Here is a 25,506-nt window from a genome sequence, read left to right as displayed (position 1 = left end):
TGGGGGGGGGCGCCGCGTGGGCGGGCGCCGCCGTCCGGGCGGGGGGGCGGCCCCCCCCCCCCCCCCGCGGCCCCCCGCCCCCCCCCCCGCGCCCCCCCCCCCCCCCCCGCCCCGCCGCCCCCCGACGGTCCCGGATCACCGGAGGGGAACAAGAGCAAGGCGGTGACTGCGGCCGCGGCCGAGCCGGCGGCGACAGCAGACCAGGCCGAGCCTGCCGCTACCGTGCGCCACTTCGCACGCTGTTGTGGGCGGTCAGACATCCTGCCGTACCCGGGACCTTACGGAGAGTGCCCCGGCCAGGGTGAGCACCCCTGCGCCCGCTGCCCAGGCCATCCACACGTTGGAGGAGTTACCCGAGGCCATCGCACCGTTTCCGCCGGCGTCGACTCCACTGGGCGACGAGTGCATGCCACTGACCGTCTGGACCTTCAGGGCCAGGTTCTTCTCGTCGGCGCTGCCCCAGGCATAGACGACGTTGTTCGCGCCTTCCTTGAGGTTCAGTTCAGCGGGGCCGATGGCAACGGTGTCGGTACCGGCAAGGACCACGTCGGCGGAGACTGTGCCTGCGTCGACCTCGGTGGTGTCCTCCTTCGGGTTCACCAGTCCCTTGAACACCGCCGTGCCGTTGGCGCGGACGTCCACGGCTGGGGCGGCGGCAACGTGCCGGACCGTCAGTCGCGACTTGCCCGCTGCGACAGCAGAGGTGTCGTTGACGAAGGCGTTGAGCTGAGGCTTGCCGTCGGCCGAAAGGTGGGCCACGACAGTGGCGTTGGCTCCGGCGGGTACCTCGACCGTCTTCTGGATCGCGGGGGCTGCCGTCTTGGGGTCGGCACCGGCCTCGAAGACCTTCAGGTCGTAAGAGCCCGCCGGCAGCTCTTGCGGGTCGGTGAGAGTGCCGGGCTTGAAGTCCGGCAGGAGTTCGTCGCCGTTCGCGTAGACGTCTACCGTCAGACCGGGAACTGCGTGAAAGACGGAGACCGTCGCCGTGTCTTCGGCCTGTGCCGCGCCGGCAGGAACGGCCGAACCAAGGCTCAGAGCCCCGGCTCCGAGACAGGCGGCGATCATGACGCTCGTACGGGATTTCCTCATCTTGTGCTCCCTCCACCACAGGTCTGCTCGCTGCAGGCCCTGTCGGTAGATCTCGGATACCGCGTCTGCCGGGATCTGCGCTGTCGGCTTCGAGGAACCGCGGTCCGGCCGCGTGCCTGCCCGGGTCCTCATGCTCGGTGGCCACACCTCATGGGGGACGGCAGGCCAGGCACGCACAGAGGCCCGACAGGGTCAGACGCTTGTGTCTTCGCCGACCTTCGTGGGGGTGAAGATCTCGTCGCGCTCGTGGTTGGCCAGGGCCAGTCCCAGGGCGAAGAAGGTCGGTGCCCATTCCCCGACGAAGATGCCCCACCGGTCAGCCCGCTCGACCCCACGGGATTCCGCCTTCATCGACACCACCCAGGACGCGACCGACAGACCGATCGAGGCGAAGCCGGCGGTGTAAGCATGTTCGCTGGTCATTCCGATGTCGTGCAGTCTCTTGACAAGCATGCGCACGCTCCTCGCGCATAGGACGTGGACAAGGGGTGCGGGTACCGGAATCCTCAGCCGCAAGCCTCTCCCTGGGCGTACCGGCGGGCGACCCCACCATGCAAGCGCACCACACCCGGCACCCTCCCGCCACTTCGCTCTGCAGGCGGGTTCCGGCGGCGCCGGTGGTTCAGCAGGTGAAGCTCGCTTCTGCGGGAGAGAGATGCGCCGAGTTCGCTGGTTGCGGATCAGCTCGGCCTTGAACAGGCTGTTGGATGGAACGCGGCCTGATCGAGCTCGATCGGGTCGGGTTGTTGAACCTCGTCGCCGCCGAGTTGCACGTGCATCCCAACGACCTGATCGGCCGGCCGTACGCGAGCAGTCCCGCCGAGAATCAGTGGCAGGTCTCGGCGGCATCCATCCTGCGTGAGTTGCGCCGCTACGGCCTCGCGCCGATCTTCGACGGCACCCCGCGCGCGTCCGGTGAGCTGTTGGGGGGGACATGACCCGACTGCATGCCGCGGCCAACACGGCGATCCTCGCCACTCTCCCCGACCGCCTGCGCGAGGCCCGCGCCCTGGCCGAGGCCGCGAACGGCCATGAGCGCGAGGAAGCGTTCGCGATCTACGCCGTGGCGTGCAAGTTCGCCCACACCGCCGCGCACGCCCTCGGGCACCCCGAACTCGTCGCCATGGCGGCCGAGCGCGCCGCATGGGCCGCTCGGCTCTCCGCCGACCCCCTCATGCCCGCCCTCGCCGACTGGATGCGCGTCTGGGACATGTGGGCGACCGCCGATTGTGAACATGCTGGCCACTGCAAACGGAATCCGCGTACTGGACTGGGCCCTTGCCTGCCCCGGCCCGGCGTGGGCTGACACAGCGTTCGCCATCCCTCGCTTTCACGCCGGCCACACCGCGGAGCAAGCCGAAGCCTTGCCCGAGCGGTGCCCGCCTGGTTTGGGAGAGCCGCGCCTCTGCCGACCCGGCACCGCACCGTGCCCCGCTGATCGCTGCCGCCCGAGCATGGTCCAGGCATCGCAGCAGACAGGATGCGCACAGCGCTTAGTACCGAAACCCAGTGCGATCGTCCTGCCGGGTTCCTATCTTGACCGTATGGATGCCCCACCCCCCGAGCCCCGCCTGTTCGCGAACCGATGGTCCGAAGGAACCGGGCCGGATGGTCAGCCCATCCACCGGGAACGGTGCACCTGCTTCGATCAGTACAGGGTGCACCCGCGTGCCCGGGTCGGGTTTCACGGCGAGCAGCAGGACACGTCTTCGGCGGGTTGGCTGCGTCTTCTCGGGCTCGTCGAAGAGGCGGTCGCGGACGGCCGGGAGGAATTCAACCCGCTCGTCGAGCTCAGCCCGCAAGAGCGGCGCGATGTCATCACCCTGCCCGCCAGCATCGGCCGGCTGACCGCGGTCAAGCATCTGAGGCTCTATGGCAGCAACCTGGTGCGGATTCCCCCGGAGATCGGCGCCATGACCAGCCTGGAGGAGTTCAGCCCGTACACCTCCCACCGGCTGCACTGGTTCCCGTACGAGATCACCCGCTGCTCGAAGCTGGTGCGGAGCACGGTCAGCACCCGCTCGCTGTTCGGCAACTTCAAGCTCCGCCCGACCTTCCCCCGGCTGCGGACGACAGGCGAGCCTCAAGCCGGCGGCCACCTCGCCGCGCTGGACCCGAAGCGGTGGGGCACGACAGCTATCAGCACGTGCAGCGTCTGTGACGGGCCGGTGGAAGGATCAGAGCTTCACCAGCGGTGGATCTCGCTCGTGGTCGCCACCGACGTCCTGCCGCTCCTCGTCAACGCCTGCTCGACCGCCTGCCTCGGCGCTCTGCCTCCCGGCGCCGCCAAGCACGCTCCCCAGCCTCACATCGGCGGATGGGACGTGGCCCAGCCGTCGGCCGACTGGGCCTGACGTTCTCCCTTACGAGCACAGCCCCGCTGGTTGGCGGGGCTGTGCTGTAGGGCGCACTCCGTCGGCTACGCATCGAGCTGTGCCGCTTCTTGGTCGGCAAAGCGGGCAGCGATGGCGCTGCGCAGACCGTGGCCGCCGTCGGCTGAGCCATCGACCTGGCGCCGCAGACCGGCGACGGTTTCCCGCTGGCCGGGGGCGGTTCCTCCTTGGCGGTAGTGGTCGAGGGCTGCGCGGTTGACGAGCCACAGGCGCTCGCCGGCCCGCCGGGTGGGCAGGCGCCCGGCTTCGATCAGGGACCAATCCAGCGCGGCGAGCACTCCATGAGCGCCGCCGCCTCGATCACGGTCACCTCGACCGTGTCAGGCTCCGCCAGAGTGCCCATGGGCTCGTGTTCGCCCATGACGACGGCGACGCCCTGCGCGCGGATCACGTCTCCAAGCTGTTCGGTGGCTCGATCGACGCCGTCCGGTTCGAGGACGACGCGCACCTGCCCGCCGGGGAGCGCCGGCGACTGCGACGGGTGCGGCTGTACGACCTGAGACACGGGCAGGCGCCGCTGATGCTCGCCGCCGGGTTCGACAACAGCCCCCGGACACGCCGAAGCCGCAGGTGCGATCGTTTCTGCACCTGCGGCTCGCAGTGGGGCGGGTGGGACTCGAACCCACGGCCGACGGATTATGAGTCCGCTGCTCTAACCGGCTGAGCTACCGCCCCTTCACGGCGTGGCGCGTACACGTGTGCGCGCCGTCTGCCGCAGCATAGCCGCTCATACGATCTCCTGCTTCGGATGCCTCGCATGATCGGCTCCGCCTGTCCAGAGAGACCGCGCTGAGGGCTGCCCGGTTCCCGATAAGACCGACAAAGAGAAAAGAGGACCCCGTAGGGCCCTCTTCTCTCTGCCTTGCTCCCCCGGCTGGACTCGAACCAGCAACCCTCCGGTTAACAGCCGAATGCTCTGCCAATTGAGCTACAGGGGACTGCGCTCCCCCGACTGGACTCGAACCAGTAACCTGCCGGTTAACAGCCGGCTGCTCTGCCAATTGAGCTACAGGGGATTGCTGCGGTGCATCGAACAGCCCACCTCCGGCCTTGCCGGGGGGCGAGCGCCCGTTGCGAGACATAGATTAGCGCAAGCAGGGGGGTGCTCCGCCAATCGGTATCGACAGCAGGCCGGGCACCACACGACGAAGGGTGACAGGCATGCGGTACAAGGTCACGTTCGTGGTCGGACTGGCTCTCGGGTACGTGCTCGGAACGCGGGCCGGACGCGAGCGCTACGAGAAGCTGAAGAAGTCCGCCCGGCAGGTCGCGCAGAATCCCGCGGTGCGCAACGCCGCCGAGACCGCGGGCCACACCGGGCGGGAGTACGCCGGGAAGGCCTTCGCTGTGGTGAGCGAGAAGGTCGGCGACGCCGTACCGGGCTCGCTCGCCGACCGGGTGCGCGCACTGCGCGGCCGGGCCGACGGCCAGGCCCCCGCAGACGACTGGGGCACCAGCAACACCTGACCCGTCACAGGCCGCACCCGGAGCCCCTGGGACCCATGAGGTTTCAGGGGCTCCGGGACGGTCGAGACCGGCCCCGCGTGCGGCAGAATTCTCCGCATGGGGATAGTCGCCGGGCTGGACAGCTCTTCCGCCTTCACACGCATCGTCGTCTGTGACACCGAGACCGGCGCCGTGCTGCGCCAGGGGTACGCACCCCATCCGCAGCCCGTGGGGGAACCCGACGGCGCCAACCCCCACGAGACCGATCCGCAGGCCTGGCTGCTCTCCCTGGGCGAGGCCGCCGGCGGCGGGATCCTGGAGGGGGTCCAGGCCATCGGGGTCTCCGCGCAGCAGCACGGCCTGCTTGCGCTGGACCCGCAGGGCACCCTGGTGCGCCCGGCCCTCGTCGGAAACGACAAGCGCGGCCAGGTCGCGGCCGCCGACCTCACCGAAGCCCTCGGTGGGCGGCACGCCTGGGCCGAGGCGGTGGGCTCGGTCCCGCACTCCGCGCAGCCGGTCGCGAAGCTGGCCTGGCTGGCCCGCACCGAGCCCGAGGCGGCCCGCCGGGTGGCCGTGCTGATGTCCCCGCACGACTGGCTGGTCTGGCAGCTGCTGGGCCGCCCGGCCCGGCGGACCACCGACCGCGGCGGCGCCTCCGGAACCGGTTACTGGTCGGCGGCCGCCGGAGCCTGGCGGCCCGACCTCGTCGAGCTGGCGCTCGGGCACCGGGCGCTGCTGCCCGAGGTGCTCGGCCCGTCCGACGCGGCCGGGACCACGCCCGAGGGCCTGCTGATATCCGCCGGCACCGGCGAGACGATGGCCGCGGCGCTCGGCCTGGGGCTGGGACCCGGCGACGCGGTGGTCTCCCTCGGCGCCTCCGGTTCGGTGATGGCGGTGCACCACGAGGCGCTGTCGGAGCCGGGCGGGCTGATCACCTCCCTGGCCGACGCCACCGGCATGCACCTGCCCGTGGTGAACACCTCCAACGCCGTACGGGCCCTGCGCGGCACCGCCGAGCTGCTCGGCACCGACCTGGAGGGGCTGTCCGAGCTCGCGCTGAAGTCGACGCCGGGCGCGCACGGCCTCGTACTGCTGCCGTACCTGGAGGGTGAGCGGACGCCGAACCTGCCGCATGCCGCCGGAACCCTCAGCGGTCTGCGCCGGGACTCGATGAAACCGGAGCACCTGGCCCGGGCGGCCTTCGAGGGCATGCTGTGCGGCCTGGTGGACGCCCTCGACGTGCTGCGCTCGCGCGGGGTCGAGATCCGCCGGGTGTTCCTGCTGGGCGCGGCCGCCGAGCTGCCCGCCGTGCAGGCGGCGGCCCCCGGGCTGTTCGGCACGCAGATCGTCGTACCGGCGCCGGCCGACTACGCGGCGCTGGGCGCGGCCCGCCAGGCGGCCTGGGCCCTCGGTGTCGCACAGGGCACTCTGGCGCCGCACACCCCGCCCGTCTGGCCCGCCCCCGCGGCGCAGGTCTTCGAGCCGGGCGAGGAGTTCGCGGCCTGGCAGGGCGTCCGCCAGCAGTACCTCGCGACGCGGGAGCAGATCCACCCCGGGGCGTTCTGAGCGGTACCGAGGCCGCTTCCAGCCCTGCCGCGGGGGTCGTAGCACCCGCGTGGCGGGGCTGGTCCTTTTGACCGGCCTTTGCGAAATCCGGTGGGGATCACAGGGCCGATTGGCCGAAGATGGGTTGAACCCCCCTCGATCGTGCCGACCGGAGCCTGCGCGTGCTCATACGACTTCTGCGGACCCACCTGGGCCCGTACCGCAAACCCATCGCGGCGCTGGTCCTGCTGCAACTGCTGCAGACCAGCGCCAGCCTCTACCTGCCCACCCTGAACGCCGACATCATCGACAACGGTGTCGTCAACGGCGACACCGGCTACATCCTGCGCTTCGGCGCGCTGATGCTCGGCGTGTCGCTCATCCAGCTCGTCTGCAACGTCGGAGCCGTCTACTACGGCGCCCGCACGGCCGCGGCCGTCGGACGCGACGTCCGCGGCGCCGTCTTCGACCGGGTGCAGAGCTTCTCCGCCCGGGAGCTCGGCCAGTTCGGCGCCCCGTCCCTGATCACCCGTACGACGAACGACGTCCAGCAGGTCCAGATGCTGGTGCTGATGACCTTCACCCTGATGGTGTCGGCCCCGATCATGTGCGTCGGCGGCATCGCGATGGCGCTCTCGCTGGACGTGCAGCTGTCGGGCGTCCTGCTGGCCGTGGTCCCCGTACTCGGGATCTCCGTCGGCGCCATCGTCTACAGGACGCGGCCGCTGTTCCGCCAGATGCAGGACCGCCTGGACACCGTCAACCGGGTGCTGCGCGAGCAGATCACCGGCAACCGCGTGATCCGCGCCTTCGTCCGCGACGACTACGAGAAGGACCGCTTCCGGGAGGCCAACGCCGACCTCACCGGCGTGTCGCTGGCCTCGGGCAAGCTGCTGGCGCTGATGTTCCCGACCGTGATCGTGGTCGTGAACATCTCCAGCGTCGCCGTCATCTGGTTCGGCGCGATGCGCGTCGACAGCGGCGGTATGGAGATCGGCCAACTCACGGCCTTCCTCGCCTATCTGATGCAGATCGTCATGTCCGTGATGATGGCCACCTTCATGTTCATGATGGTGCCGCGCGCCGAGGTCTGCGCGGAGCGCATCCAGGAGGTGCTGGACACCGAGTCCAGCGTCGTCCCGCCCGCCGACCCGGTGCGCGAACTCACCCGCCGCGGGCTCCTGGAGCTGCGCGGCGCCGACTTCGGCTACCCGGGCGCCGAGGCCCCCGTCCTGCGCGGCGTGGACCTGGTGGCCCGCCCCGGCGAGACCACGGCGGTGATCGGCTCCACCGGCAGCGGGAAGTCCACGCTGCTGGGCCTGGTCCCGCGGCTGTTCGACGCGACCGGCGGCGAGGTGCTGGTCGACGGCGAGGACGTACGCCGGCTCGACCCCGAACTGCTGGCGAAGACGGTCGGCATGGTGCCGCAGAAGCCCTACCTGTTCTCCGGCACCATCGCCTCCAATCTGCGCTACGGGCGCCCGGACGCCAGCGACGAAGAGCTGTGGCAGGCCCTGGAGGTCGCCCAGGCCAAGGAGTTCGTCTCGGCGCTGGAGGGCGGCCTTGAGGCCCCCGTCACCCAGGGCGGGACGAACGTCTCCGGCGGCCAGCGCCAGCGTCTGGCCATCGCCCGCACCCTTGTCCAGCGCCCGGAGATCTACCTCTTCGACGACTCCTTCTCGGCCCTGGACTACGCGACGGACGCGGCGCTGCGCGCGGCGCTCGCCCGCGAGACCGAGGACGCGACCGTGGTCATCGTCGCCCAGCGGGTCGCCACGATCCGCGACGCCGACCGGATCATCGTCCTCGACGAGGGCCAGGTCGTGGGCGAGGGACGCCACCACGAGCTGATGGCCGGCAACGAGACCTACCGGGAGATCGTGCTCTCCCAGCTGACGGAGGCGGAGGCCGCATGAGCGGGCCCGGAGGACGGATGATGACGGGGCCGGTCCAGCGGTCCCTGGACTTCAAGGGATCGGGCAAGCGGCTGCTGGCCCAGCTCGCGCAGGACCGGGCCAAGCTGTGGGGCATGGTCCTCGCCGTGGTCGGCAGTGTGGCCTGCGCCGTCGTCGGCCCGAAGATCCTCGGCGAGGCGACCGACCTGGTCTTCGCGGGGATCGTCGGCCGGGAGATGCCGGCCGGTGTGACCAAGCAGCAGGCGCTGGAGGGGATGCGCGCCCGCGGTGACGAGGGCGTGGCGGACATGCTGTCGGGCACCGACTTCACCCCGGGACAGGGCATCGACTTCGGCGCGGTCGGCATCGTGGCGATCTGGGCGCTGGTGGTCTTCACCCTGGCCGGCCTGCTGATGCTGGTCGCGACCCGGCTGTCGAACCACGTCATGAACGGCACCCTGTACCGGATGCGCGAGGAGCTCCAGGCGAAGCTGTCGCGGCTGCCGCTGTCGTACTTCGACCAGCAGAAGCGCGGCGAGGTGCTGAGCCGGGCCACCAACGACATAGACAACATCGGCCAGACGCTGCAGCAGACGATGGGTCAGCTGCTGAACTCGCTCCTGACGATCGTCGGCGTGCTGGCGATGATGTTCTGGATCTCGCCGCTGCTGGCGCTGGTCGCGGTGGGGACCGTACCGGTCTCGGTCTACGTCGCCGCGAAGATCGGCAAGAAGTCGCAGCCGCAGTTCGTGGAGCAGTGGAAGACGACCGGCACGCTCAACGCGCACATCGAGGAGATGTACTCGGGGCACAACCTGGTCAAGGTCTTCGGCCGGCAGAAGGAGTCCGCGGCGGTCTTCGCCGAGCAGAACGAGGCGCTGTACCGGGCCTCGTTCAAGGCGCAGCTGGTCAGCGGCATCATGCAGCCGGTGATGTTCTTCATCTCGAACATCAACTACGTGCTGATCGCGGTGGTCGGCGGGCTGCGGGTCGCCTCCGGCACCCTGTCGATCGGTGACGTGCAGGCCTTCATCCAGTACTCGCGGCAGTTCTCGATGCCGCTGACCCAGGTCGCGTCGATGGCGAACCTCGTGCAGTCCGGTGTCGCCTCGGCGGAGCGGGTCTACGAGCTGCTGGACGCTCCGGAGCAGGAGCGCGACGCCGACGTGCCGGAGCGTCCGCAGGAGCTGCGCGGCCAGGTCACCTTCGACAAGGTGGCCTTCCGCTACGAGCCGGACCGGCCGCTCATCGAGAACCTGTCGCTCTCGGTGGAGCCGGGCCACACGGTCGCGATCGTCGGCCCGACGGGTGCCGGCAAGACGACCCTGGTGAACCTGCTGATGCGGTTCTACGAGGTCACGGGCGGGGAGATCGCCCTGGACGGCGTGGACATCGCCAAGATGACCCGCGAGGAGCTGCGCGGCGGCATCGGCATGGTGCTCCAGGACACCTGGCTGTTCGGCGGCACCATCGCGCAGAACATCGCCTACGGTGCCTCGCGAGAGGTCACGCGCGCCGAGATCGAGGAGGCGGCGCGGGCGGCGCACGCGGACCGGTTCATCCGGACCCTGCCGGACGGCTACGACACCGTGCTGGACGACGAGGGCGCGGGCGTCAGCGCGGGCGAGAAGCAGCTGATCACCATCGCCCGGGCATTCCTGTCGGACCCGGTGATCCTGGTCCTCGACGAGGCGACGAGCTCGGTGGACACCCGTACCGAGGTGCTGATCCAGAAGGCGATGGCGCGGCTCGCGCACGGCCGTACGTCCTTCGTGATCGCGCACCGGCTCTCCACCATCCGCGACGCCGACCTGATCCTGGTGATGGAGAGCGGCTCGATCGTGGAGCAGGGCACGCACGAGGAGCTGCTGGCCTCGGGCGGCGCCTACGCGCGGCTGTACGCGGCGCAGTTCGCCCAGGCGGTCGCCGAGGTCGACTGAGACCGGACCGGTCCGCCGGTTGCGGGTGGGGCGTCCTTCGGGGCGCCCCTTGCCGCTGGCGGCGGTGCCCGCTTCAGTCGAGGTATCCGCGCAGCTGGTCGGCGAAGGCGTGGTCGCGCAGCTTGTTGAGGGTCTTGGACTCGATCTGGCGGATCCGCTCGCGCGTCACGCCGAAGATCCGGCCGATATCCTCCAGGGTGCGCGGGCGTCCGTCCGCGAGGCCGTACCGCAACTGCACGACCTTGCGCTCGCGTTCGCCGAGGGTCGACAGGACCGCTTCCAGGTGCTCGCGCAGCAGGAAGAAGGCGGCCGACTCCACGGGGGAGGCGGCGTCCCCGTCCTCGATGAGGTCGCCGAGCGCGACGTCGTCCTCCTCGCCGACGGGGGCGTGCAGCGAGACCGGCTCCTGGGCGAGGCGCAGCACTTCCAGGACGCGCTCGGGGGTCAGCTCCAGGTGGACGGCGACCTCTTCGGCGGTGGGCTCGTAGCCGCGTTCCTGGAGCATGCGGCGCTGGACGCGCACGACGCGGTTGATCAGCTCGACGACGTGGACGGGCACGCGGATGGTCCGGGCCTGGTCGGCGAGTGCCCGGGACATCGCCTGCCGGATCCACCAGGTGGCGTAGGTGGAGAACTTGTACCCGCGTGCGTAGTCGAACTTCTCAACGGCCCGGATCAGCCCGAGGTTCCCTTCCTGCACCAGGTCGAGCATGGTGAGCCCGCGGCCCACGTACCGCTTCGCGACGGAGACGACGAGGCGCAGGTTCGACTCGATGAGACGGCGTTTGGCCATGCGTCCCATGACGACGAGCCGGTCGAGGTCGACGGCGAGCTGGGAGTCGAGGTCGGGGGTGGTGCCGAGCTTCTCCTCGGCGAACAGCCCGGCTTCGACGCGCCGTGCCAGATCCACCTCCTCCGCGGCGGTGAGCAGCGGGATCCTGCCTATCTCGCGGAGGTACTGGCGGAACAGGTCGGCGGAGGGTCCCGCTCCGCCCCCGTTCTCGCCGCTGTCCCGCCTGCGCTGCACGGGCACCGGCTCGATCAGCTCCAGTACCTCGGGCTCTTCGTCCACGGCTTTGGCCTCCGAGGACTCGCTCGCGTTCACGGTCAGGGTCCGGGTCTGCACGGGGGCGACCTCCAGGGCTCCGAGGACGGGGGCACCGCATTCAGTGTGGGGTATGACACATCGCTGCCACGAGGGGCGTGCGAGCACTTTCTGAGTCCGCTGCGTGACCGATGGTTACCCCCCGTCCGGAACCCCGATGCGGATCGGACACATGTCCGAGATGATCGACTCCATGCATGAGTACGAAACCCACGTGACGGTGCGCTGCGCGGACGCGGCGGAGCTGGCGCGGCTCGACGCCTGGGCCGCCGCGCGGGAGTTGAAGGTGACCCACATCCAGCTGGCGCGGGGGCGGATGGTGTCGCAGCCGATGCTGACCCTGCGGGACCGCACGGGCCACGAGCGGCTGGTGCCGCAACTGCGGGCGGACGGCTTCGATCCGGTGCGGGTCAAGGTGGAGACGGTCCCCTGGACCACGGACCTCCCGGGGCCGGGCGGCGGCTACTTCGAGCACCACCTCCCGGTGCTGCTGCCCGCGGACTTCGACCGCCCGGCGCTGGAGGCCCTGGTGGTCCCGCACGGGGCGCACCTGTCGTGGAACGCGCGCCGGGTAGGCGGCGGGGGCTGGCACACGCGGTTCGTGACGCAGCGGTGGCGCGGCGCCACGGGAGCGGCCGGCGCGGGTGCGGCGTTCGACGCGCTCGTCCGGGAGCTCGGCTCGGCCGGGTACGAAATGGGCTCGGGGGAGCGGGAGTTCGTGCTGTACGACAGTGACCTGTCGGTGGACGACGGCTGGATCGAGCAGGAGGAGACGGCATGAGCGGGACGAACGCGCGAAACGCGGTCGGCGGCTTCCGGCGGGCGCGCACGTACGAGCTGCCGGGCACCTCCACGGCCGGGATGGGTGCCGTGGCGGCCGGAGGGCTGGTCTTCGACCCGGCGCTCAAGCACTTCAGGGACGGCTACCGGATCTCCGACTCCGCTGTGGACGCCGGGCTGCTGCCCGCCTGGCGGGCGGCCCGGCGGGCGGCGCTCGACGTGGTCGCGCGCGGGGTCGCCCGGTCGGGCTGGGCGGACTCGCTGGTGCTGCGCGGCAGCATGCTCCTGGCGGGGTGGTTCGGGGCGGCGGCGCGGGAGCCGCACGACCTGGACTTCGTGGTGGTCCCGCAGGTCTGGGGCATCGACGAGCCGCGTACGGAACTGCTGCTGGCGGCCGTCGCGGAGGCGGCCGAGCGGGTCGCCGCCGAGGAGGGCGGGCTGGTGGTTCAGGCCTGCGAGGCGGTGTCCGAGGACATCTGGACGTACGAACGCATGCCGGGCCGGCGGCTGGTCCTGCCCTGGTCCGCGCCGGGGCTGCCGGGCGGCCAGGTCCAGCTGGACTTCGTCTTCAACGAGCCGCTGCCGGTGGCCCCGGAGCCGGCCGAGGTGGCCGGGGTGGTGCTGCCCGCGGCGACGCGGGAGCTCTCCCTGGCCTGGAAGCTGATGTGGCTGGCCGGGGACATGTACCCGCAGGGCAAGGACCTGTACGACGCGGTCCTGTTGGCGGAGGACTGCGTACTGCCGTATCGGCTGCTGGAGGAGGTGTTCCGGCTGTCCGGGGAGTGGGCGGTCGGGGGCGGCGGCCATGTGCCGCCGACCCCGGACACGTTCGAGCGGTTCGACGGGACCGACTGGACGGGCTTCGCCCAGGAGTACCCCGGCGTCGACTGTTCCGGGCGTCGGTACGAGGACCGGATGCTGGCGCTGTTGGAGAAGACCTTCGGGGAGGGTGCGCGATGAGCTCGTGGCGGGAGTTCGGCATCGACAGCACGCACGTGCCGAGCGAGCCCCTGGACGAGGAGACGCGGACGGCCCGGCACCTGCCGCGGACGCTGCGTCCGGTCGTCGGGGACGACCTACGGCAGCGGGCGGTCTTCGACCCGTCGCTGCGGCACAACTTCCAGGGCTACCGGGCCGGCGACCCGGTCTTCGACGACCCGGAGCGGACCGCCGCCTGGGTGCGGGCGCGGCGGGCGGCGATGGACGCGGTCCTGCTGGCGGTCTCGGAGTCCGCGTGGGCGGGCTCGCTGGTGCTGCGGGGCAGCGTGCTGCTCGCCGATTGGTTCGGGCAGGAGGCCAGGGAGCCCGGCGACCTGGACTTCGTGGTGGTTCCCGAGACCTGGCGGATGGAGGAAGGCCGGACCGGCCGGATGCTGGACGGCATCGCGGCGGCGGCCGACGGCCGGGCCGGGGTCGAGGCTTCGGGGGCGGTGTCGGAGGACATCTGGACGTACGACCGGGTGCCGGGGCGGCGCATGGTGCTGCCGTGGTCCGTGCCCGGCCTGCCGGACGGGCAGGTCCAGCTGGACTTCGTCTTCAACGAGCGGCTGCCGGTCCCGCCGGAGCCGGCCGAACTGGCCTGCGGGGCGGTGGTCCTCGCGGCGTCGCCGGCGCTGTCGCTGGCCTGGAAGGTGCTGTGGCTCATCAGCGACCGGCACCCGCAGGGCAAGGACCTGTACGACGCGGTCCTGCTGGCCGAACGGCACCGGCTGCCGAACGCCCTGCTCCAGGAGGTGTTCCGGCAGGCGGGCGAGGCCCCGCAACCGAACCGGGACGTGGAGCTCCTCGACATCGTGCACATCGCCCCCGAGGGCTACGTGGGCGCCGAGTGGGGGCACTTCGAGGCGGAGTACCCGCAGCTGGCCGCCCCCGGGGAGGGGGTCTTCCTGGCCCGTCTGGTGGAGGCCCTGCGCCCGACCTTCGAGGACGTCTCCTGATGCTGTGACCGCCAAGGTTCACCGGGTCACAGCACTAGGGTCTGTCTGGAGTTCCCCCGCGGCGTTGCGGCGTCCGGCACCGCCGCTTCCCGCGTTGTCGTCAGTCGCCGACGCTCCGCGTCGACTCCCTCCTCCGCCTTGGATCCGACGGCACCAGACGCCGCTCCTTCTCCCGCGCCGGAACTCCAGACAGGACCTAGGCCGGCTCGACGCGGACCGCGCAGACCTTGAACTCCGGCATGCGGGAGGTGGGGTCGAGGGCCGGGTTGGTCAGGGTGTTGGCGCGGCCCTCGCCCGGCCAGTGGAAGGGCATGAAGACCGTGTCCGCGCGGATGGCGTCCGTGATGCGGGCCGGGGCCACGGCGCGGCCGCGGCGGGAGGTGACGGCCAGCGGGCTGCCGTCGACCGCGCCTATGCGGGCGGCCAGGCGGGGGTGCAGTTCCACGAAGGGGCCGGGGGCGGCCTCGTTGAGCTCGTCCACCCGGCGGGTCTGGGCGCCGGACTGGTACTGGGCGACCACGCGGCCGGTGGTGAGCAGCAGCGGGTACTCCGCGTCGGGGACCTCGGCGGCGTCGCGGTGGGCGACGGGGACGAACCGGGCCCGGCCGTCGTCCGTGGCGAAGCGGTCCAGGAAGAGGCGCTCGGTGCCGGCCGAGCCTTCGGGGCAGGGCCAGAAGACGCCCTGTTCGGACTCGATGCGGTCGTAGGTGATGCCCGAGTAGTCCGCCGGGCCGCCGGCCGAGGCGCGGCGCAGCTCGTCGAAGACCTCCTCGGGGGCGGTGGGGAAGCCCTTCTCGACGCCGAGGCGGGCGGCGAGCCCGTGCAGGACGTCCAGGTCGCTGCGGACCCCGGGGGGCGGGGTCAGGGCGCGGCGGCGCAGCAGGACGCGGCCCTCCAGGTTGGTGGTGGTGCCGGTCTCCTCCGCCCACTGGGTGACGGGGAGGACGACGTCCGCGAGGGCGGCCGTCTCGGAGAGCACGACGTCGGCCACGGCGAGGAAGTCCAGTGAGCGGATCCGGTCCTCGATGTGTGCGGCGCGGGGGGCCGAGACCACCGGGTTGGAGCCCATCAGCAGGAGGGACTTCACGTCGGTGCCGAGGGCGTCGAGGAGTTCGTAGGCGCTGCGGCCGGGCCCGGGGAGGCTGTCGGGGTCGACGCCCCAGACCTCGGCGACGTGCGCCCGCGCGGCCGGGTCGGTCAGCTTGCGGTAGCCGGGGAGCTGGTCGGCCTTCTGCCCGTGCTCGCGTCCGCCCTGGCCGTTGCCCTGGCCGGTGAGGCAGCCGTAGCCGGACAGCGGGCGGCCGGCCCGGCCGGTGGCCAGGCACAGGTTGATCCAGGCGCCGACGGTGTCGGTGCCCTTGGACTGCTGCTCCGGGCCGCGGGCGGTCAGCACCATCGCGGACTCAGGGGCGCAGAAGAGACCGACGGCCTCGCGCAGGGCCGGGACCGGGACGCCGGTGATCCGTTCCACCAGCTCGGGCCAGTGGGCCATGGCGGCGGCACGGGCCTCCTCCCAGCCGGTGGTGCGGGCGGCGATGAACTCCTCGTCGGTGCGGCCGTCGGCGACCACGAGGTGCAGGAGGCCCAGGGCGAGGGCGAGGTCGGTGCCGGGGCGCGGGGCCAGGTGCAGGTCGGCCTGTTCCGCGGTGCGCGTGCGGCGGGGGTCGATGACGATCAGGGTGCCGCCGTTGGCCTTGAGCTCGGTGAGGTAGCGCAGGGCGGGCGGCATGGTCTCGGCCAGGTTCGAGCCGACGAGGATCACGCAGCCGGTGCGGGGGATGTCCTCCAGCGGGAAGGGCAGGCCGCGGTCGAGCCCGAAGGCCTTCTGGTGCGCGGCGGCGGCCGAGGACATGCAGAAGCGGCCGTTGTAGTCGATCTGCGAGGTGCGCAGGGCGACGCGGGCGAACTTGCCGAGCGCGTACGCCTTCTCGTTGGTGAGCCCGCCGCCGCCGAAGACGCCGACCGCGTCCGGTCCGTGCGCGCGGGCCGTGCGGGAGAGGCCCGCGGCGACGGCGTCGAGGGCCTCCTCCCAGGTGGCCGGTTCGAGCCGCCCTGCGTGGGTGCGGACGAGCGGCTCGGTCAGGCGCACCCGGGAGGAGAGCACGGCAGGGGCGGTGCGGCCCTTGCCGCACAGTGCTCCCCGGTTGACCGGGAAGTCGGCGCGCTCCTCCACCGTCACACCCGCGCCGCCGGGCTCGGGGCGCAGGTTCATCCCGCACTGCAGCGCGCAGTAGGGGCAGTGCGTGGCGGTGGCGGTGGCGGAGGTGCTCATGGCCCCAGCGTGCGCCGCCGGTGTTACACGGGCCGCCGCCCCGCGTTACGGCTCGGGGTGCTCCACCTCAGCGCGGCCCACCGCTCCCGGTGAGGCCGCGTCGAGGGCGGCGCTGAGGGCGGCGTCGAGGGCCGGTCGCAGCCCGGGGAGTACCTCGCGCAGCAGGGGCGCGGTGGTGTGGTCGTCCTGTCGCACAGGGCGGACCGTAGCGCGGCGCCCCCGTCGGTGGCATGTTGATGGTGCGGGGCGGGCGGCGGGTACGACGGGCGGGAGCGCCGTACCGTCTGCGGTGCGTCACTGCGCCGGAGCCGCCAGGGCCCGCGACACCCCCTGCTCCTTCGGCCCCAGGAAGCGCGGGGCGGGCTTGAAGGCCGCGTCCACGGCCGCCTTGCCCGAGGCGAAGAACTCGCGCGCCTGCCCGTAGTACCAGGTGGAGTCGTGCACGTCGGCCACCCCGACGCCGTACGAGTCCAGGCCCGCAGCCTCGCACAGGGCGACGGCCCTGCGTATGTGGAAGCCCTGGGTGACCAGCACGGCCCGGTCGACCCCGAAGATCTCCTTGGCCCGCACGCAGGAGTCCCAGGTGTCGAAGCCCGCGTAGTCGCTGACGATCCGCCCGTCCGGGACGCCCTTCCCGGTCAGGTAGGTGCGCATCGCGTCGGGCTCGTCGTACTCCCGGCGGCTGTTGTCCCCCGTGACCAGGACGACCTTGACCTTGCCGGTGCGGTACAGCTCGGCGGCGGCGTCGAGCCGGTCGGCGAGATAGGGGGTAGGCCGCCCCCGCCACAGGCCGGCCCCGAACACCACCGCCACGTCGGCGGCGGGCGCGTCGGCCGTCGTCCGCAGCCGGTCGGCGGCCGACGCGTGCGTCCACGCCGACGGGAGCAGCGCCAGCACACAGCCCGCCATGACGGCCTGCACCGCCAACCGCCTACCCGGGACCCCCTTCAGCCGCCGCGGCCATCCCGGCCCCCGCAGCCGCCGGTCCGCCACCGCTCCCACCAGCGCCCGCGCCCCCGCTCTCACCCTCGTCGCCGCCCGGACACTCGCCACCGCGACCCTCGCCCCGCCCTTGATCTCCATGACCGCCCCTCCCGCACACCGCCCGCACCACACACCGTTCGCACACATTGACGATCACCACCTGGCCCGGAGTTCCGCCACCGCCCCCTTTCACTCGTACGAACGACCGAGTGAGCACCCCGCAAACACCCGTCACCCCGCCGCAACGCACCCGCAACGTCCCACCCGCAGGATCGGTTCATGACGGAGCCGGTGCACCCTCCCGACAGCCTCTCCCTCCCGTTCGGCAGCGCGGCCGAGCTGCTGACCCGGATCACCGCCCAACTCGGCACGCAGCTCCGCGGACTGCGACCGCCCCGCACCCGCCCCCTCGGAGACCGCCCATGCAGCAGCCCACCCTCGTCGCCGTGGCCCACGGCAGCCGCGACCCGCACGCCCTGCGCACCGCCCTCGCCCTCCTCGAACGAGTCCGCGAGCTCCGCCCGCGCCTCGACGTCCGGCTCGGCCACATCGAGCTGAACGAGCCGCTGCTCGACGACACCCTGCGCGCCACGTCCGGCGCGGCCGTGCTCGTCCCGCTGCTGCTCGGCCGCGGCCACCACGTCAAGCGCGACCTCCCCGGGGCCGCCGCCCGGGCCACCCACCTGGACATCCGCGTGGCCGCCCCGCTGGGCCCCCACCCGCTGCTCGTCGAGGCCCTGTACGAGCGGCTCGTGGAGGCCGGCTGGACCGCGGGGACCGCCGTGGTCCTCGCCGCCGCCGGCTCCCGCGACCCCGACTCGGCCGCCGACACCCGCGGCACCGCCGCGCTGCTCTCCCGGCGCCTCGGCGGCGTCCCGGTGGTGCCCGCCTACGCCTCGGCCGCCGCGCCGGGCGCCCCCGAGGCCGTCCGGACCCTCGCCGCCCGAGGCCACCACCGGATCGCGGTGGCCTCGTACTTCGCCGCTCCCGGCCGGTTCGCCACCCAGACCGCCGCGGCCTCGCCCGCCCTCGCGGCCGCCCCGCTGGGCGACCACCCGGCCATGGCCCGGCTGTTGCTGCGCCGCTACGACGAGGCCCTGGGCCGTCCCGCCGCCCGCCCCCTGCCGGAACTCGTCTCCGCCTGATCCCGGTTTGTCAGTCGTTGCGGTTACCGTCTTGTCATGGAAGGCACCGCGCACGCCCCCGCAGACGACCTCTACTCGCCCTACGACCCGGCCGACACCGAGCGCTTCGCCGCAGAGCCCGACAAACGGCCCGGGCGCACCGCCTTCCAGCGCGACCGCGCCCGCGTGCTGCACTCCGCCGCGCTGCGCCGCCTCGCCGGGAAGACCCAGGTGGTCACCCCCGGCACCCGCTCGTACGACTGGGACGCCAGTCCCCGTACGCGTCTGACCCACTCGCTGGAGTGCGCCCAGGTGGGCCGGGAGCTCGGCGCCGCGCTCGGCTGCGACCCCGACCTCGTCGAGGCCGCCTGCCTCTCGCACGACATGGGCCACCCGCCCTTCGGCCACAACGGCGAGGAGGCGCTGAACGAGTTCGCCAAGGACTGCGGCGGCTTCGAGGGCAACGCCCAGTCGCTGCGCCTGCTGACACGGCTGGAGCCCAAGCGGTTCGTGCCCGACCCTGCGAGCGGGCGGCCGGTCAGCGTCGGCCTCAACCTCACCCGGGCCTGCCTGGACGCCGCCACCAAGTACCCGTGGGCCCGCGGCGGCCACCCGACCGACCCCGACTCGGTCAAGTTCGGGGCGTACGAGGACGACCTGCCCGTCTTCGAGTGGCTGCGGCTCGGCGCGCCCGCCGACCGCAAGTGCTTCGAGGCCCAGGTCATGGACTGGGCGGACGACGTCGCCTACTCCGTCCACGACTTCGAGGACGGCCTGCACGCCGGGCACCTCGACCCCAACCTGCTGTTCGCCGAGCCCGAGCGGGCCGCGATCTGGCAGGTCGCCATCGGCCGGTACGTCCCCGCCGGCACCTCCCCCGAGGAACTGCGCGCCGCGCTGGACCGTTTGATGGAGCAGGAGTGGTGGCCGCACGGGTACGACGGTTCCGCCGTCGCCCAGGCCCGCCTGAAGGACGCCACGAGCCAGCTGATCGGCCGTTTCTGCCTGGCCGCGGAAGGAGCCACCCGGGAGGCGTACGGCTCGGGCCGCCTCACCCGGTACGGAGCCGAACTGGTGGTGCCGCGCGAGGCGCGCTACGAGTGCGCGGTGCTCAAGGCGGTCGCCGACCTGTACGTCATGCAGCGCGACGAGCAGGAGCGCATCCGCGCCGACCAGCGCATCGTCCTGGCCGAACTGGCCGAGGCGCTCAGCGCCCGCGCCCCCGAGGGCCTGGACCCGCAGTTCCGCGCCATCTTCGACGCGGCCGCGGACGACCGGGCCAGGAAGCGGGCGGTGGTCGATCAGATCGCGTGTCTCACCGACGCTTCCGCCCGTTCCCTGCACGCACGCCTCACCCGGCGCACCCGACGCGCCGAAGGGTGAGCTGATCGAGCCACTCCCCCTTCACGCGGCAGGCTCAGTGCGGGACGCTCGCATGTGGTCGCATGTGGCGTAGAGGTTATGAGGAGGCATCAGGTGGTCGACGCACACCGGACGTTCGTCATCGTCGGCGCGGGGCTCGCCGGGGCGAAGGCGGCCGAAACGCTGAGGTCGGAGGGGTTCACGGGGCGGGTGATCCTGATCGGCGACGAGCGTGACCATCCCTACGAGCGGCCGCCGCTGTCCAAGGGCTACCTGACGGGCAAGGAGGAGCGCGAGAGCGTCTTCGTCCACGAGCCGTCCTGGTACGCGGCCTCCGACATCGAGCTGCACCTCGGCCAGCCGGCCGTGCACCTCGACCGGGAAGCCAAGCGGGTGGTCCTCGGGGACGGCACGGTCGTGCACTACGACAAGCTGCTGCTGGCCACCGGCGCCGAGCCGCGCCGCCTGGACATCCCCGGCACCGGGCTGGCCGGGGTGCACCACCTGCGCCGGCTCGCTCACGCCGAGCGGCTGCGACACGTCCTGGCGGGCCTCGGCCGGGACAACGGCCACCTGCTGATCGCGGGCGCCGGGTGGATCGGGCTGGAGGTCGCCGCGGCGGCCCGCGGGTACGGCGCCGAGGTGACCGTCGTCGAGCCGGAGGCCACCGCGCTGCACGCCGTGCTCGGTCCCGAGATCGGCCGGCTCTTCGGCGACCTGCACGCCGATCACGGGGTGCGCTTCCACTTCGGGGCCCGGCTGACCGAGATCGTGGGCCAGGACGGCATGGTGCTGGCGGCCCGTACGGACGACGGGGAGGAGCACCCCGCGCACGCGGTGCTCGCCGCGATCGGGGCGGCCCCGCGGACGGCGCTCGCCGAGACCTCTGGGCTGGCCCTGGTCGACCGGGAGCACGGCGGCGGCATCGCCGTGGACGCCTCGCTGTGCACGTCCGACCCGGACGTCTACGCGGTCGGCGACGTGGCGGCCGCCCACCACCCGGCGCTCGGGACCCGGCTGCGGGTCGAGCACTGGGCCAACGCGCTGAACGGCGGCCCGGCCGCCGCCCGGGCGATGCTGGGGCAGCCGGTCAGCTACGACCGGGTGCCGTACTTCTTCTCGGACCAGTACGACGTGGGCCTGGAGTACTCCGGATACGCCCCGCCCGGCGGCTACGACCAGGTGCTGATCCGCGGTGACGCCGCCAAGCGGGAGTTCATCGCCTTCTGGCTGTCGGAGGGTCGGGTCCTCGCCGGAATGAACGTGAACGTGTGGGACGTCACCGAGCACATCCAGGCCCTGATCAGGTCCAAGGCGCCCGTGGATCGCGACGCACTCGCGGACCCGTCCGTTCCGCTTGCCTCGCTGGTTCCGGCGGAGGGGGCCTGACGGGTTTGTCCGCGCCCGGCCGTAGACTTCACGCGTGGCAGGACGGATCAACGACGACGACGTGAAGGCGGTACGGGACGCGGTCCCGATCGACGCCGTGGTCTCCGACTACCTCCAGCTGCGCAACGCCGGCGGCGGCAACCTCAAGGGCCTGTGCCCCTTCCACGACGAGAAGTCCCCTTCCTTCCAGGTCAGCCCCAGCAAGGGCCTCTACCACTGCTTCGGCTGCCAGGCGGGCGGGGACACCCTCGACTTCGTCATGAAGATCGACCACCTCTCCTTCTCCGAGGCGGTCGAGCGCCTGGCCGGCCTGGCCGGGATCACCCTGCGGTACGAGGAGGGCGGCTACACCGCCGGCACCAGCGGCCGCGGTGAGCGCATCCGGCTGGTCGAGGCGCACAGGGCGGCCGCCCTGTTCTACGTCGACCAGCTGGACGGCCCCGAGGCCGAGATCGGCCGCAAGTTCCTGGCGGAACGCGGCTTCGACCAGGCCGCGGCAGCCCACTTCGGCGTGGGGTACAGCCCTGCCGGATGGGACCACCTGACGCGCTTCCTGCGCGGCAAGGGCTTCACCGACAAGGAACTGATCACCTCCGGGCTCGCCCAGGACAGCCGCAGCGGCAAGCCGATCGACCGCTTCCGCGGCCGGCTCATGTGGCCGATCCGCGACATCAGCGGCGAAGTGGTCGGCTTCGGCGCGCGCAAGCTGCGCGACGACGACAACGGGCCGAAGTACCTGAACACCCCCGAGACGGCGATCTACAAGAAGTCCCAGGTCCTCTACGGCATCGACCTGGCGAAGAAGGAGATCGCGAAGACCTCCCGGGCCGTGGTGGTCGAGGGCTACACGGACGTGATGGCCTGCCACATGGCCGGCGTCACCACCGCCATCGCGACCTGTGGCACCGCCTTCGGCGGCGACCACATCAAGATCCTGCGCCGCCTGCTGATGGACAACGCCACCGCCGAGGTGATCTTCACCTTCGACGGCGACGCGGCGGGCCAGAAGGCCGCCCTGCGCGCCTTCGAGGACGACCAGAAGTTCGCGGCCGAGACCTCGATCGCGATCACCCCGGGCGGGATGGACCCCTGCGACCTGCGCCTCGCGCAGGGGGACGCGGCGGTGGCCTCCCTGGTGGAATCCCGCACTCCGCTGTTCGAGTTCGCGCTGCGCCACATCGTCGCCCGGCACAACCTGGAGAATCCGGCCGGCCGGGCCGCCGCTCTGGACGAGGCGGCTCCGGTCGTCGCCAACATCAAGAACATCGCCATCCAGCACGAGTCCGCGGTCCAGCTGGCCGGCATGCTCGGCATCCGCGACGAGCAGTTCGTGGTCAAGCGGGTCGCGCAGCTCGCCCGGTGGGCGCGCGAGCGCGGCCAGGGCGGCGGACCGCAGGGCGGGCAGCACGGCGGCCCTCAGCGGGGCGGTCCGCAACGCGGTGGTCCGCACCGGGGCCGACCCTCCTACGAGGCCGCGGAGGCGCCCGCCGCCCAGCCGGCCGGCGGCCCCGCGCTGAACCTGCGCAGCCCCGCCCACCGCACCGAGCGCGAGCTGCTGAAGCTGGCCCTCCAGCGGCCCGCGCTGGTCTCCCCGGCCTTCGACGCGTACGGGATGGACGAGTTCACCGCCCCGCCCTACGCCGCCGTGCGCCAGGCGATCCTGGACGCGGGCGGCGCCGCGCTCGGCACCGACGACTACCTGGCGCGGGTGCGCGAGGCCGCCCCGAACGACACCGTGCGCGCCCTCGTCACCGAACTGGCGGTCGAGGCCATCCACGCGAAGACGGTCGACGAGGTCTACGCCGGGGTCCAGCTGGTCCAGGTGCGGCTGCGCGCGGTCGACCGCCGGGTCCACGAGATCCAGGGCACGCTGTCCCGGCTGGGCGCGCAGGCCCCGCCGGAGCAACTGGCGGCGGTCCAGGAGGAGCTCTGGGTCCTCCAGCAGTACGGCCAGCGCCTGCGCAACCGCGGCGCGGAAGGGCTCTAGCCAGTGCTGTGGCCGAACCTTTGCGGTCACGGCACTACCCGGACCCCGAGGAGTGCCGGGACGGCTCGCCCGAGCGGTTGAACCAGTCGCCCCCGGGTATCTCGGTGCCGCGTTCCCGCAGGTCGCGGGCGATCAGCGGAGAGGCCAGGTAGACCCATGCACGCACGGCGGTGCCGTCGGGCCGCAGGGCCTCGCGGGCGATCCGGTCGTAGACGTTCCCCGGCCGCCCGGGGCCCTCGTACTCCTCCAGCTGGTCCAGCGCGGCCAGGAGTGCCCGATACCCGCCCGGCGGCGCGGTGACCAGCTCCCCGACGACCGTCGCGCCCGGCCGGTGGACCGCGTACGGATAGCCCGGTCCGTCGTAGAGGACGGCGTCCGGCAGGGTGGCGGGCTCCTCGGAGGCGGTGCGGCCGCGCAGGAACAGGTCGTGGTTGACCTCGCCGGGGCGCAGGGTCCCGTACACGAAGAACGGGAGCGCGGCGGTGGTCGTCTCTTGCGGCCGTTCGACCGGTGTCACGGAGCCCTCCCTCGGCTGTGGCGCGGCGCTCCGCCGCCGGGCCGTATGCCCCGGCTTCCGCCGCGCCCCACCACCGTACGCACCGCCGTACACGCCGCCCTACCCACCGCGTCACCCGACCGCCCGGCGGTCGTGGCCGGGGCCGTCCGGGTCACTCGGTCACCCGGACGGCGCGGGCGGCCCGGATGGCCCCACGCCCATTCCGACCTGCGAGAACGCTCCCTGTCGGCGCGCAGCGGGGCGGACCTGACGGGACATCAGCAGGCGGGCGGCGGGCGGGCCGGGTTTCCTCGGACACACGACCCCGTGCCTTCAGGGAGAGTCCCATGCGCCGACGTACCGCACACGTGCTGACCGCGACCGCGCTGACCGCCGTCGCGTTCGCCGGCCCGGTCGCCGGCGCGGTCGCCGCCGCGGACCTCGCCATGGCGGGATTCGCGCCCGGGGACTTCGCCGCGCTGGAGGTCTGGCCGAAGTCCGCCGCCCCCGGCGCCACCGTCACCGTGAACACCACTGCCTGCGGCCCCGGCAGCCACGCCGACGGCGATGCCACCACGGTCGGCGGCGGCCGGTTCAAGCTGGTCCCGGGCACCCACAAGGAGGTGGTCGTGGGGCAGTTCCAGGTGGCCCGCGGCGCCCGTCCCGGCACCTACGGCATCGGTGCGACCTGCGCGAACGGCAAGTTCGCCACCGGCGACCTGGTGGTCACCGAACGCGGTCCGCAGGGCCACGTCAACACCGGGGTGGGCGGTGGCACGACCATCACCACCGACCCCGCCAAGATCGCGGCGGGAGCGGCCGTACTGGCCGCGACCGCCGTCGGCGGTACCTGGCTCCTGCGTCGCCGGGCGAGCGGCACGCGGAGCTGACGGACGCCCACCGCGGCTCCGGCCGCGGTCCGACCGGTACCGTCCCCCGTCGCTCGCCCCGCGAGGTCCCCCCCGTTCGCGGGGCCGGGCGACGGCCAGTCACCTCGGACGAGAGGCGGAGGGGGTGTGCATGGCCGGCGACTTCCGCCCGACCGCCCGCCACGGGGGACTCGTCGCGCTCGCCGCCTGCATCGGCGTCTGGCTCGTGACCAGCGGTTCCCGTGATCCGGTCGGGCCTCCGCTCCCCTCCCCCGCCGAGGCCCTGACCGCCGCCGGCGTGATCGGCCCCGGCATCGCCCCGCTCCCCGGGTCGCCGCCCGGCCGGATCCGGATCCCCTCCATCCGGGTGGACGCCCCGCTGATCGGGCTCGGGCTGGACCGGGCCGGCCATCTCGAAGTGCCCCCGCCCGACCGGCGCGACCTCGCCGGCTGGTACCGCGAGGGCACCACCCCGGGCGCCACCGGTACCGCCGTGATCGCCGGGCACGTGGACGACTCCGCCGGGCCGGCGGTCTTCTACCACCTGGGCGCCCTGCGCCGCGGCGCCTCGATCGAGGTCCCGCGCGCGGACGGCCGCACGGCGGTGTTCACGGTCCACGCGGTCGAGGTCCACGACGCCAGGACCTTCCCCGACACCCGCGTGTACGGCCCTTCGTCGCGCGCCGAGCTTCGGGTGATCACCTGCGGCGGCGGCTTCTCACCGCGTACGGGCTACCGCGGCAACGTGGTCGTCTTCGCCCACCTCACCGGGACGTACTAGGGTCTGTATCGAGTTGCCCCGTGGAGCAAGGAGCGGCGTTCGGTGCGTGCCCTCGGCGTGCGGGACGAATGTCCTCGTAGCGGAGCTACTGGGGCATTCGGCTCGTGCGCCG

At 72.6% G+C, this 25,506-nt stretch carries 23 protein-coding genes, 3 tRNA genes and 1 pseudogene; 15 read left to right on the top strand and 12 right to left on the bottom strand.

What is annotated here, in order from left to right; translation table 11 throughout:
- Positions 1-252 precede the first annotated feature (252 nt).
- Together ACFWFZ_RS30435 and ACFWFZ_RS30430 are read right to left on the bottom strand one after the other, a co-directional pair.
- Complete coding sequence (locus tag ACFWFZ_RS30435) at positions 253-1,065, bottom strand: DUF4397 domain-containing protein (protein WP_387126496.1); 813 nt, start codon at positions 1,063-1,065, stop codon at positions 253-255.
- 216 nt (positions 1,066-1,281) lie between these two features.
- Positions 1,282-1,542: a hypothetical protein gene (locus tag ACFWFZ_RS30430; RefSeq protein WP_387126494.1), complete on the bottom strand. Its 261-nt coding sequence runs from the start codon at positions 1,540-1,542 to the stop codon at positions 1,282-1,284.
- Positions 1,543-1,796: 254 nt separating this feature from the next.
- Between ACFWFZ_RS30430 and ACFWFZ_RS30425 the strand changes: the two are divergent.
- Positions 1,797-2,317: pseudogene (locus ACFWFZ_RS30425) on the top strand (transcriptional regulator); the annotation flags it as partial.
- A gap of 430 nt (positions 2,318-2,747) precedes the next feature.
- Complete coding sequence (locus tag ACFWFZ_RS30420; RefSeq protein WP_387126492.1) at positions 2,748-3,443, top strand: leucine-rich repeat domain-containing protein; 696 nt, start codon at positions 2,748-2,750, stop codon at positions 3,441-3,443.
- 65 nt (positions 3,444-3,508) lie between these two features.
- Here ACFWFZ_RS30420 and ACFWFZ_RS30415 read toward each other — a convergent pair whose 3' ends face one another.
- The 5 genes from ACFWFZ_RS30415 to ACFWFZ_RS30395 all read right to left on the bottom strand — a co-directional run bounded on the left by ACFWFZ_RS30415 (position 3,509) and on the right by ACFWFZ_RS30395 (position 4,498).
- Entirely contained in the window at positions 3,509-3,760 is a 252-nt protein-coding gene (locus tag ACFWFZ_RS30415; RefSeq protein ID WP_387126489.1) for a hypothetical protein, read from the bottom strand.
- A complete protein-coding gene (locus ACFWFZ_RS30410) occupies positions 3,733-3,987 on the bottom strand; it encodes a hypothetical protein (protein WP_387126486.1) in 255 nt (84 codons plus the stop codon). Before ACFWFZ_RS30410 ends, ACFWFZ_RS30415 begins: the two co-directional genes overlap by 28 nt.
- A gap of 96 nt (positions 3,988-4,083) precedes the next feature.
- Positions 4,084-4,157 (bottom strand) — tRNA-Ile (locus ACFWFZ_RS30405).
- Positions 4,158-4,347: 190 nt separating this feature from the next.
- A tRNA-Asn gene (locus ACFWFZ_RS30400) sits at positions 4,348-4,420 on the bottom strand.
- Between the two features lie 5 nt (positions 4,421-4,425).
- Positions 4,426-4,498, bottom strand: a tRNA-Asn gene (locus tag ACFWFZ_RS30395).
- 145 nt (positions 4,499-4,643) lie between these two features.
- Between ACFWFZ_RS30395 and ACFWFZ_RS30390 the strand changes: the two genes are divergently transcribed.
- The 4 genes from ACFWFZ_RS30390 (at position 4,644) to ACFWFZ_RS30375 (ending at position 10,308) form a co-directional block, all read left to right on the top strand.
- Positions 4,644-4,949 (top strand): YtxH domain-containing protein, encoded by a 306-nt coding sequence (locus ACFWFZ_RS30390; RefSeq protein WP_387126484.1) that lies wholly within the window; start codon positions 4,644-4,646, stop codon positions 4,947-4,949.
- A 96-nt stretch (positions 4,950-5,045) separates the two neighbouring features.
- Positions 5,046-6,494, top strand: coding sequence for an FGGY family carbohydrate kinase (locus ACFWFZ_RS30385; RefSeq protein WP_387126481.1), 1,449 nt, complete (start codon positions 5,046-5,048; stop codon positions 6,492-6,494).
- A gap of 161 nt (positions 6,495-6,655) precedes the next feature.
- The gene (locus ACFWFZ_RS30380) at positions 6,656-8,389 is read left to right on the top strand and encodes an ABC transporter ATP-binding protein (protein ID WP_387126478.1); all 1,734 of its coding nucleotides are present in this window, start codon (positions 6,656-6,658) and stop codon (positions 8,387-8,389) included.
- Positions 8,386-10,308, top strand: coding sequence for an ABC transporter ATP-binding protein (locus ACFWFZ_RS30375; RefSeq protein ID WP_387126476.1), 1,923 nt, complete (start codon positions 8,386-8,388; stop codon positions 10,306-10,308). The genes ACFWFZ_RS30380 and ACFWFZ_RS30375 overlap by 4 nt, the downstream gene beginning before the upstream one ends.
- A gap of 73 nt (positions 10,309-10,381) precedes the next feature.
- On the opposite strand, the gene ACFWFZ_RS30370 is transcribed toward ACFWFZ_RS30375, so the two are convergent.
- Positions 10,382-11,419 (bottom strand): RNA polymerase sigma factor, encoded by a 1,038-nt coding sequence (locus ACFWFZ_RS30370; protein ID WP_387126588.1) that lies wholly within the window; start codon positions 11,417-11,419, stop codon positions 10,382-10,384.
- A 187-nt stretch (positions 11,420-11,606) separates the two neighbouring features.
- On the opposite strand from ACFWFZ_RS30370, the gene ACFWFZ_RS30365 reads away from it, so the two are divergent.
- The 3 genes from ACFWFZ_RS30365 to ACFWFZ_RS30355 are packed head-to-tail and all read left to right on the top strand — an operon-like array spanning position 11,607 to position 14,130.
- Positions 11,607-12,194: a hypothetical protein gene (locus tag ACFWFZ_RS30365; protein WP_387126474.1), complete on the top strand. Its 588-nt coding sequence runs from the start codon at positions 11,607-11,609 to the stop codon at positions 12,192-12,194.
- A complete protein-coding gene (locus ACFWFZ_RS30360) occupies positions 12,191-13,153 on the top strand; it encodes a nucleotidyl transferase AbiEii/AbiGii toxin family protein (protein WP_387126472.1) in 963 nt (320 codons plus the stop codon). The genes ACFWFZ_RS30365 and ACFWFZ_RS30360 overlap by 4 nt, the downstream gene beginning before the upstream one ends.
- Complete coding sequence (locus ACFWFZ_RS30355) at positions 13,150-14,130, top strand: nucleotidyl transferase AbiEii/AbiGii toxin family protein (protein ID WP_387126469.1); 981 nt, start codon at positions 13,150-13,152, stop codon at positions 14,128-14,130. Before ACFWFZ_RS30360 ends, ACFWFZ_RS30355 begins: the two co-directional genes overlap by 4 nt.
- 196 nt (positions 14,131-14,326) lie before the next feature.
- On the opposite strand, the gene ACFWFZ_RS30350 is transcribed toward ACFWFZ_RS30355, so the two are convergent.
- The 3 genes from ACFWFZ_RS30350 to ACFWFZ_RS30340 form a co-directional block, all read right to left on the bottom strand.
- On the bottom strand, positions 14,327-16,402 hold the full coding sequence (locus tag ACFWFZ_RS30350; protein ID WP_387126467.1) for a molybdopterin oxidoreductase family protein: 2,076 nt from the start codon (positions 16,400-16,402) through the stop codon (positions 14,327-14,329).
- Between the two features lie 45 nt (positions 16,403-16,447).
- Positions 16,448-16,597, bottom strand: coding sequence for a hypothetical protein (locus ACFWFZ_RS30345; RefSeq protein ID WP_387126465.1), 150 nt, complete (start codon positions 16,595-16,597; stop codon positions 16,448-16,450).
- Positions 16,598-16,696: 99 nt separating this feature from the next.
- On the bottom strand, positions 16,697-17,311 hold the full coding sequence (locus tag ACFWFZ_RS30340) for a vancomycin high temperature exclusion protein (protein ID WP_387126586.1): 615 nt from the start codon (positions 17,309-17,311) through the stop codon (positions 16,697-16,699).
- 497 nt (positions 17,312-17,808) lie between these two features.
- Between ACFWFZ_RS30340 and ACFWFZ_RS30335 the strand changes: the two genes are divergently transcribed.
- From ACFWFZ_RS30335 to dnaG, 4 genes are all read left to right on the top strand, one after another.
- Positions 17,809-18,531, top strand: coding sequence for a sirohydrochlorin chelatase (locus ACFWFZ_RS30335; RefSeq protein WP_387126463.1), 723 nt, complete (start codon positions 17,809-17,811; stop codon positions 18,529-18,531).
- Between the two features lie 36 nt (positions 18,532-18,567).
- Positions 18,568-19,893: a deoxyguanosinetriphosphate triphosphohydrolase gene (locus ACFWFZ_RS30330; protein WP_387126461.1), complete on the top strand. Its 1,326-nt coding sequence runs from the start codon at positions 18,568-18,570 to the stop codon at positions 19,891-19,893.
- Positions 19,894-19,986: 93 nt separating this feature from the next.
- Complete coding sequence (locus ACFWFZ_RS30325; protein WP_387126459.1) at positions 19,987-21,261, top strand: NAD(P)/FAD-dependent oxidoreductase; 1,275 nt, start codon at positions 19,987-19,989, stop codon at positions 21,259-21,261.
- 34 nt (positions 21,262-21,295) lie between these two features.
- Positions 21,296-23,248 carry a DNA primase gene (gene dnaG, locus ACFWFZ_RS30320; RefSeq protein WP_387126457.1) on the top strand — a complete coding sequence of 651 codons (1,953 nt, stop codon included), beginning with the start codon at positions 21,296-21,298 and terminating at the stop codon, positions 23,246-23,248.
- A 34-nt stretch (positions 23,249-23,282) separates the two neighbouring features.
- On the opposite strand, the gene ACFWFZ_RS30315 is transcribed toward dnaG, so the two are convergent.
- Positions 23,283-23,765, bottom strand: coding sequence for a gamma-glutamylcyclotransferase family protein (locus ACFWFZ_RS30315; RefSeq protein ID WP_387126455.1), 483 nt, complete (start codon positions 23,763-23,765; stop codon positions 23,283-23,285).
- A 326-nt stretch (positions 23,766-24,091) separates the two neighbouring features.
- On the opposite strand from ACFWFZ_RS30315, the gene ACFWFZ_RS30310 reads away from it, so the two are divergent.
- Positions 24,092-24,634: a hypothetical protein gene (locus ACFWFZ_RS30310; protein WP_387126453.1), complete on the top strand. Its 543-nt coding sequence runs from the start codon at positions 24,092-24,094 to the stop codon at positions 24,632-24,634.
- A 130-nt stretch (positions 24,635-24,764) separates the two neighbouring features.
- Positions 24,765-25,394: a class F sortase gene (locus ACFWFZ_RS30305; RefSeq protein ID WP_387126451.1), complete on the top strand. Its 630-nt coding sequence runs from the start codon at positions 24,765-24,767 to the stop codon at positions 25,392-25,394.
- Positions 25,395-25,506: the final 112 nt, after the last annotated feature.

The organism is Streptomyces sp. NPDC060232, from assembly GCF_042726555.1.
Taxonomy (GTDB): domain Bacteria; phylum Actinomycetota; class Actinomycetes; order Streptomycetales; family Streptomycetaceae; genus Streptomyces.
Note: the sequence above shows the minus strand (reverse complement) of the source record. Positions and strands in the feature narration are given on the sequence as shown.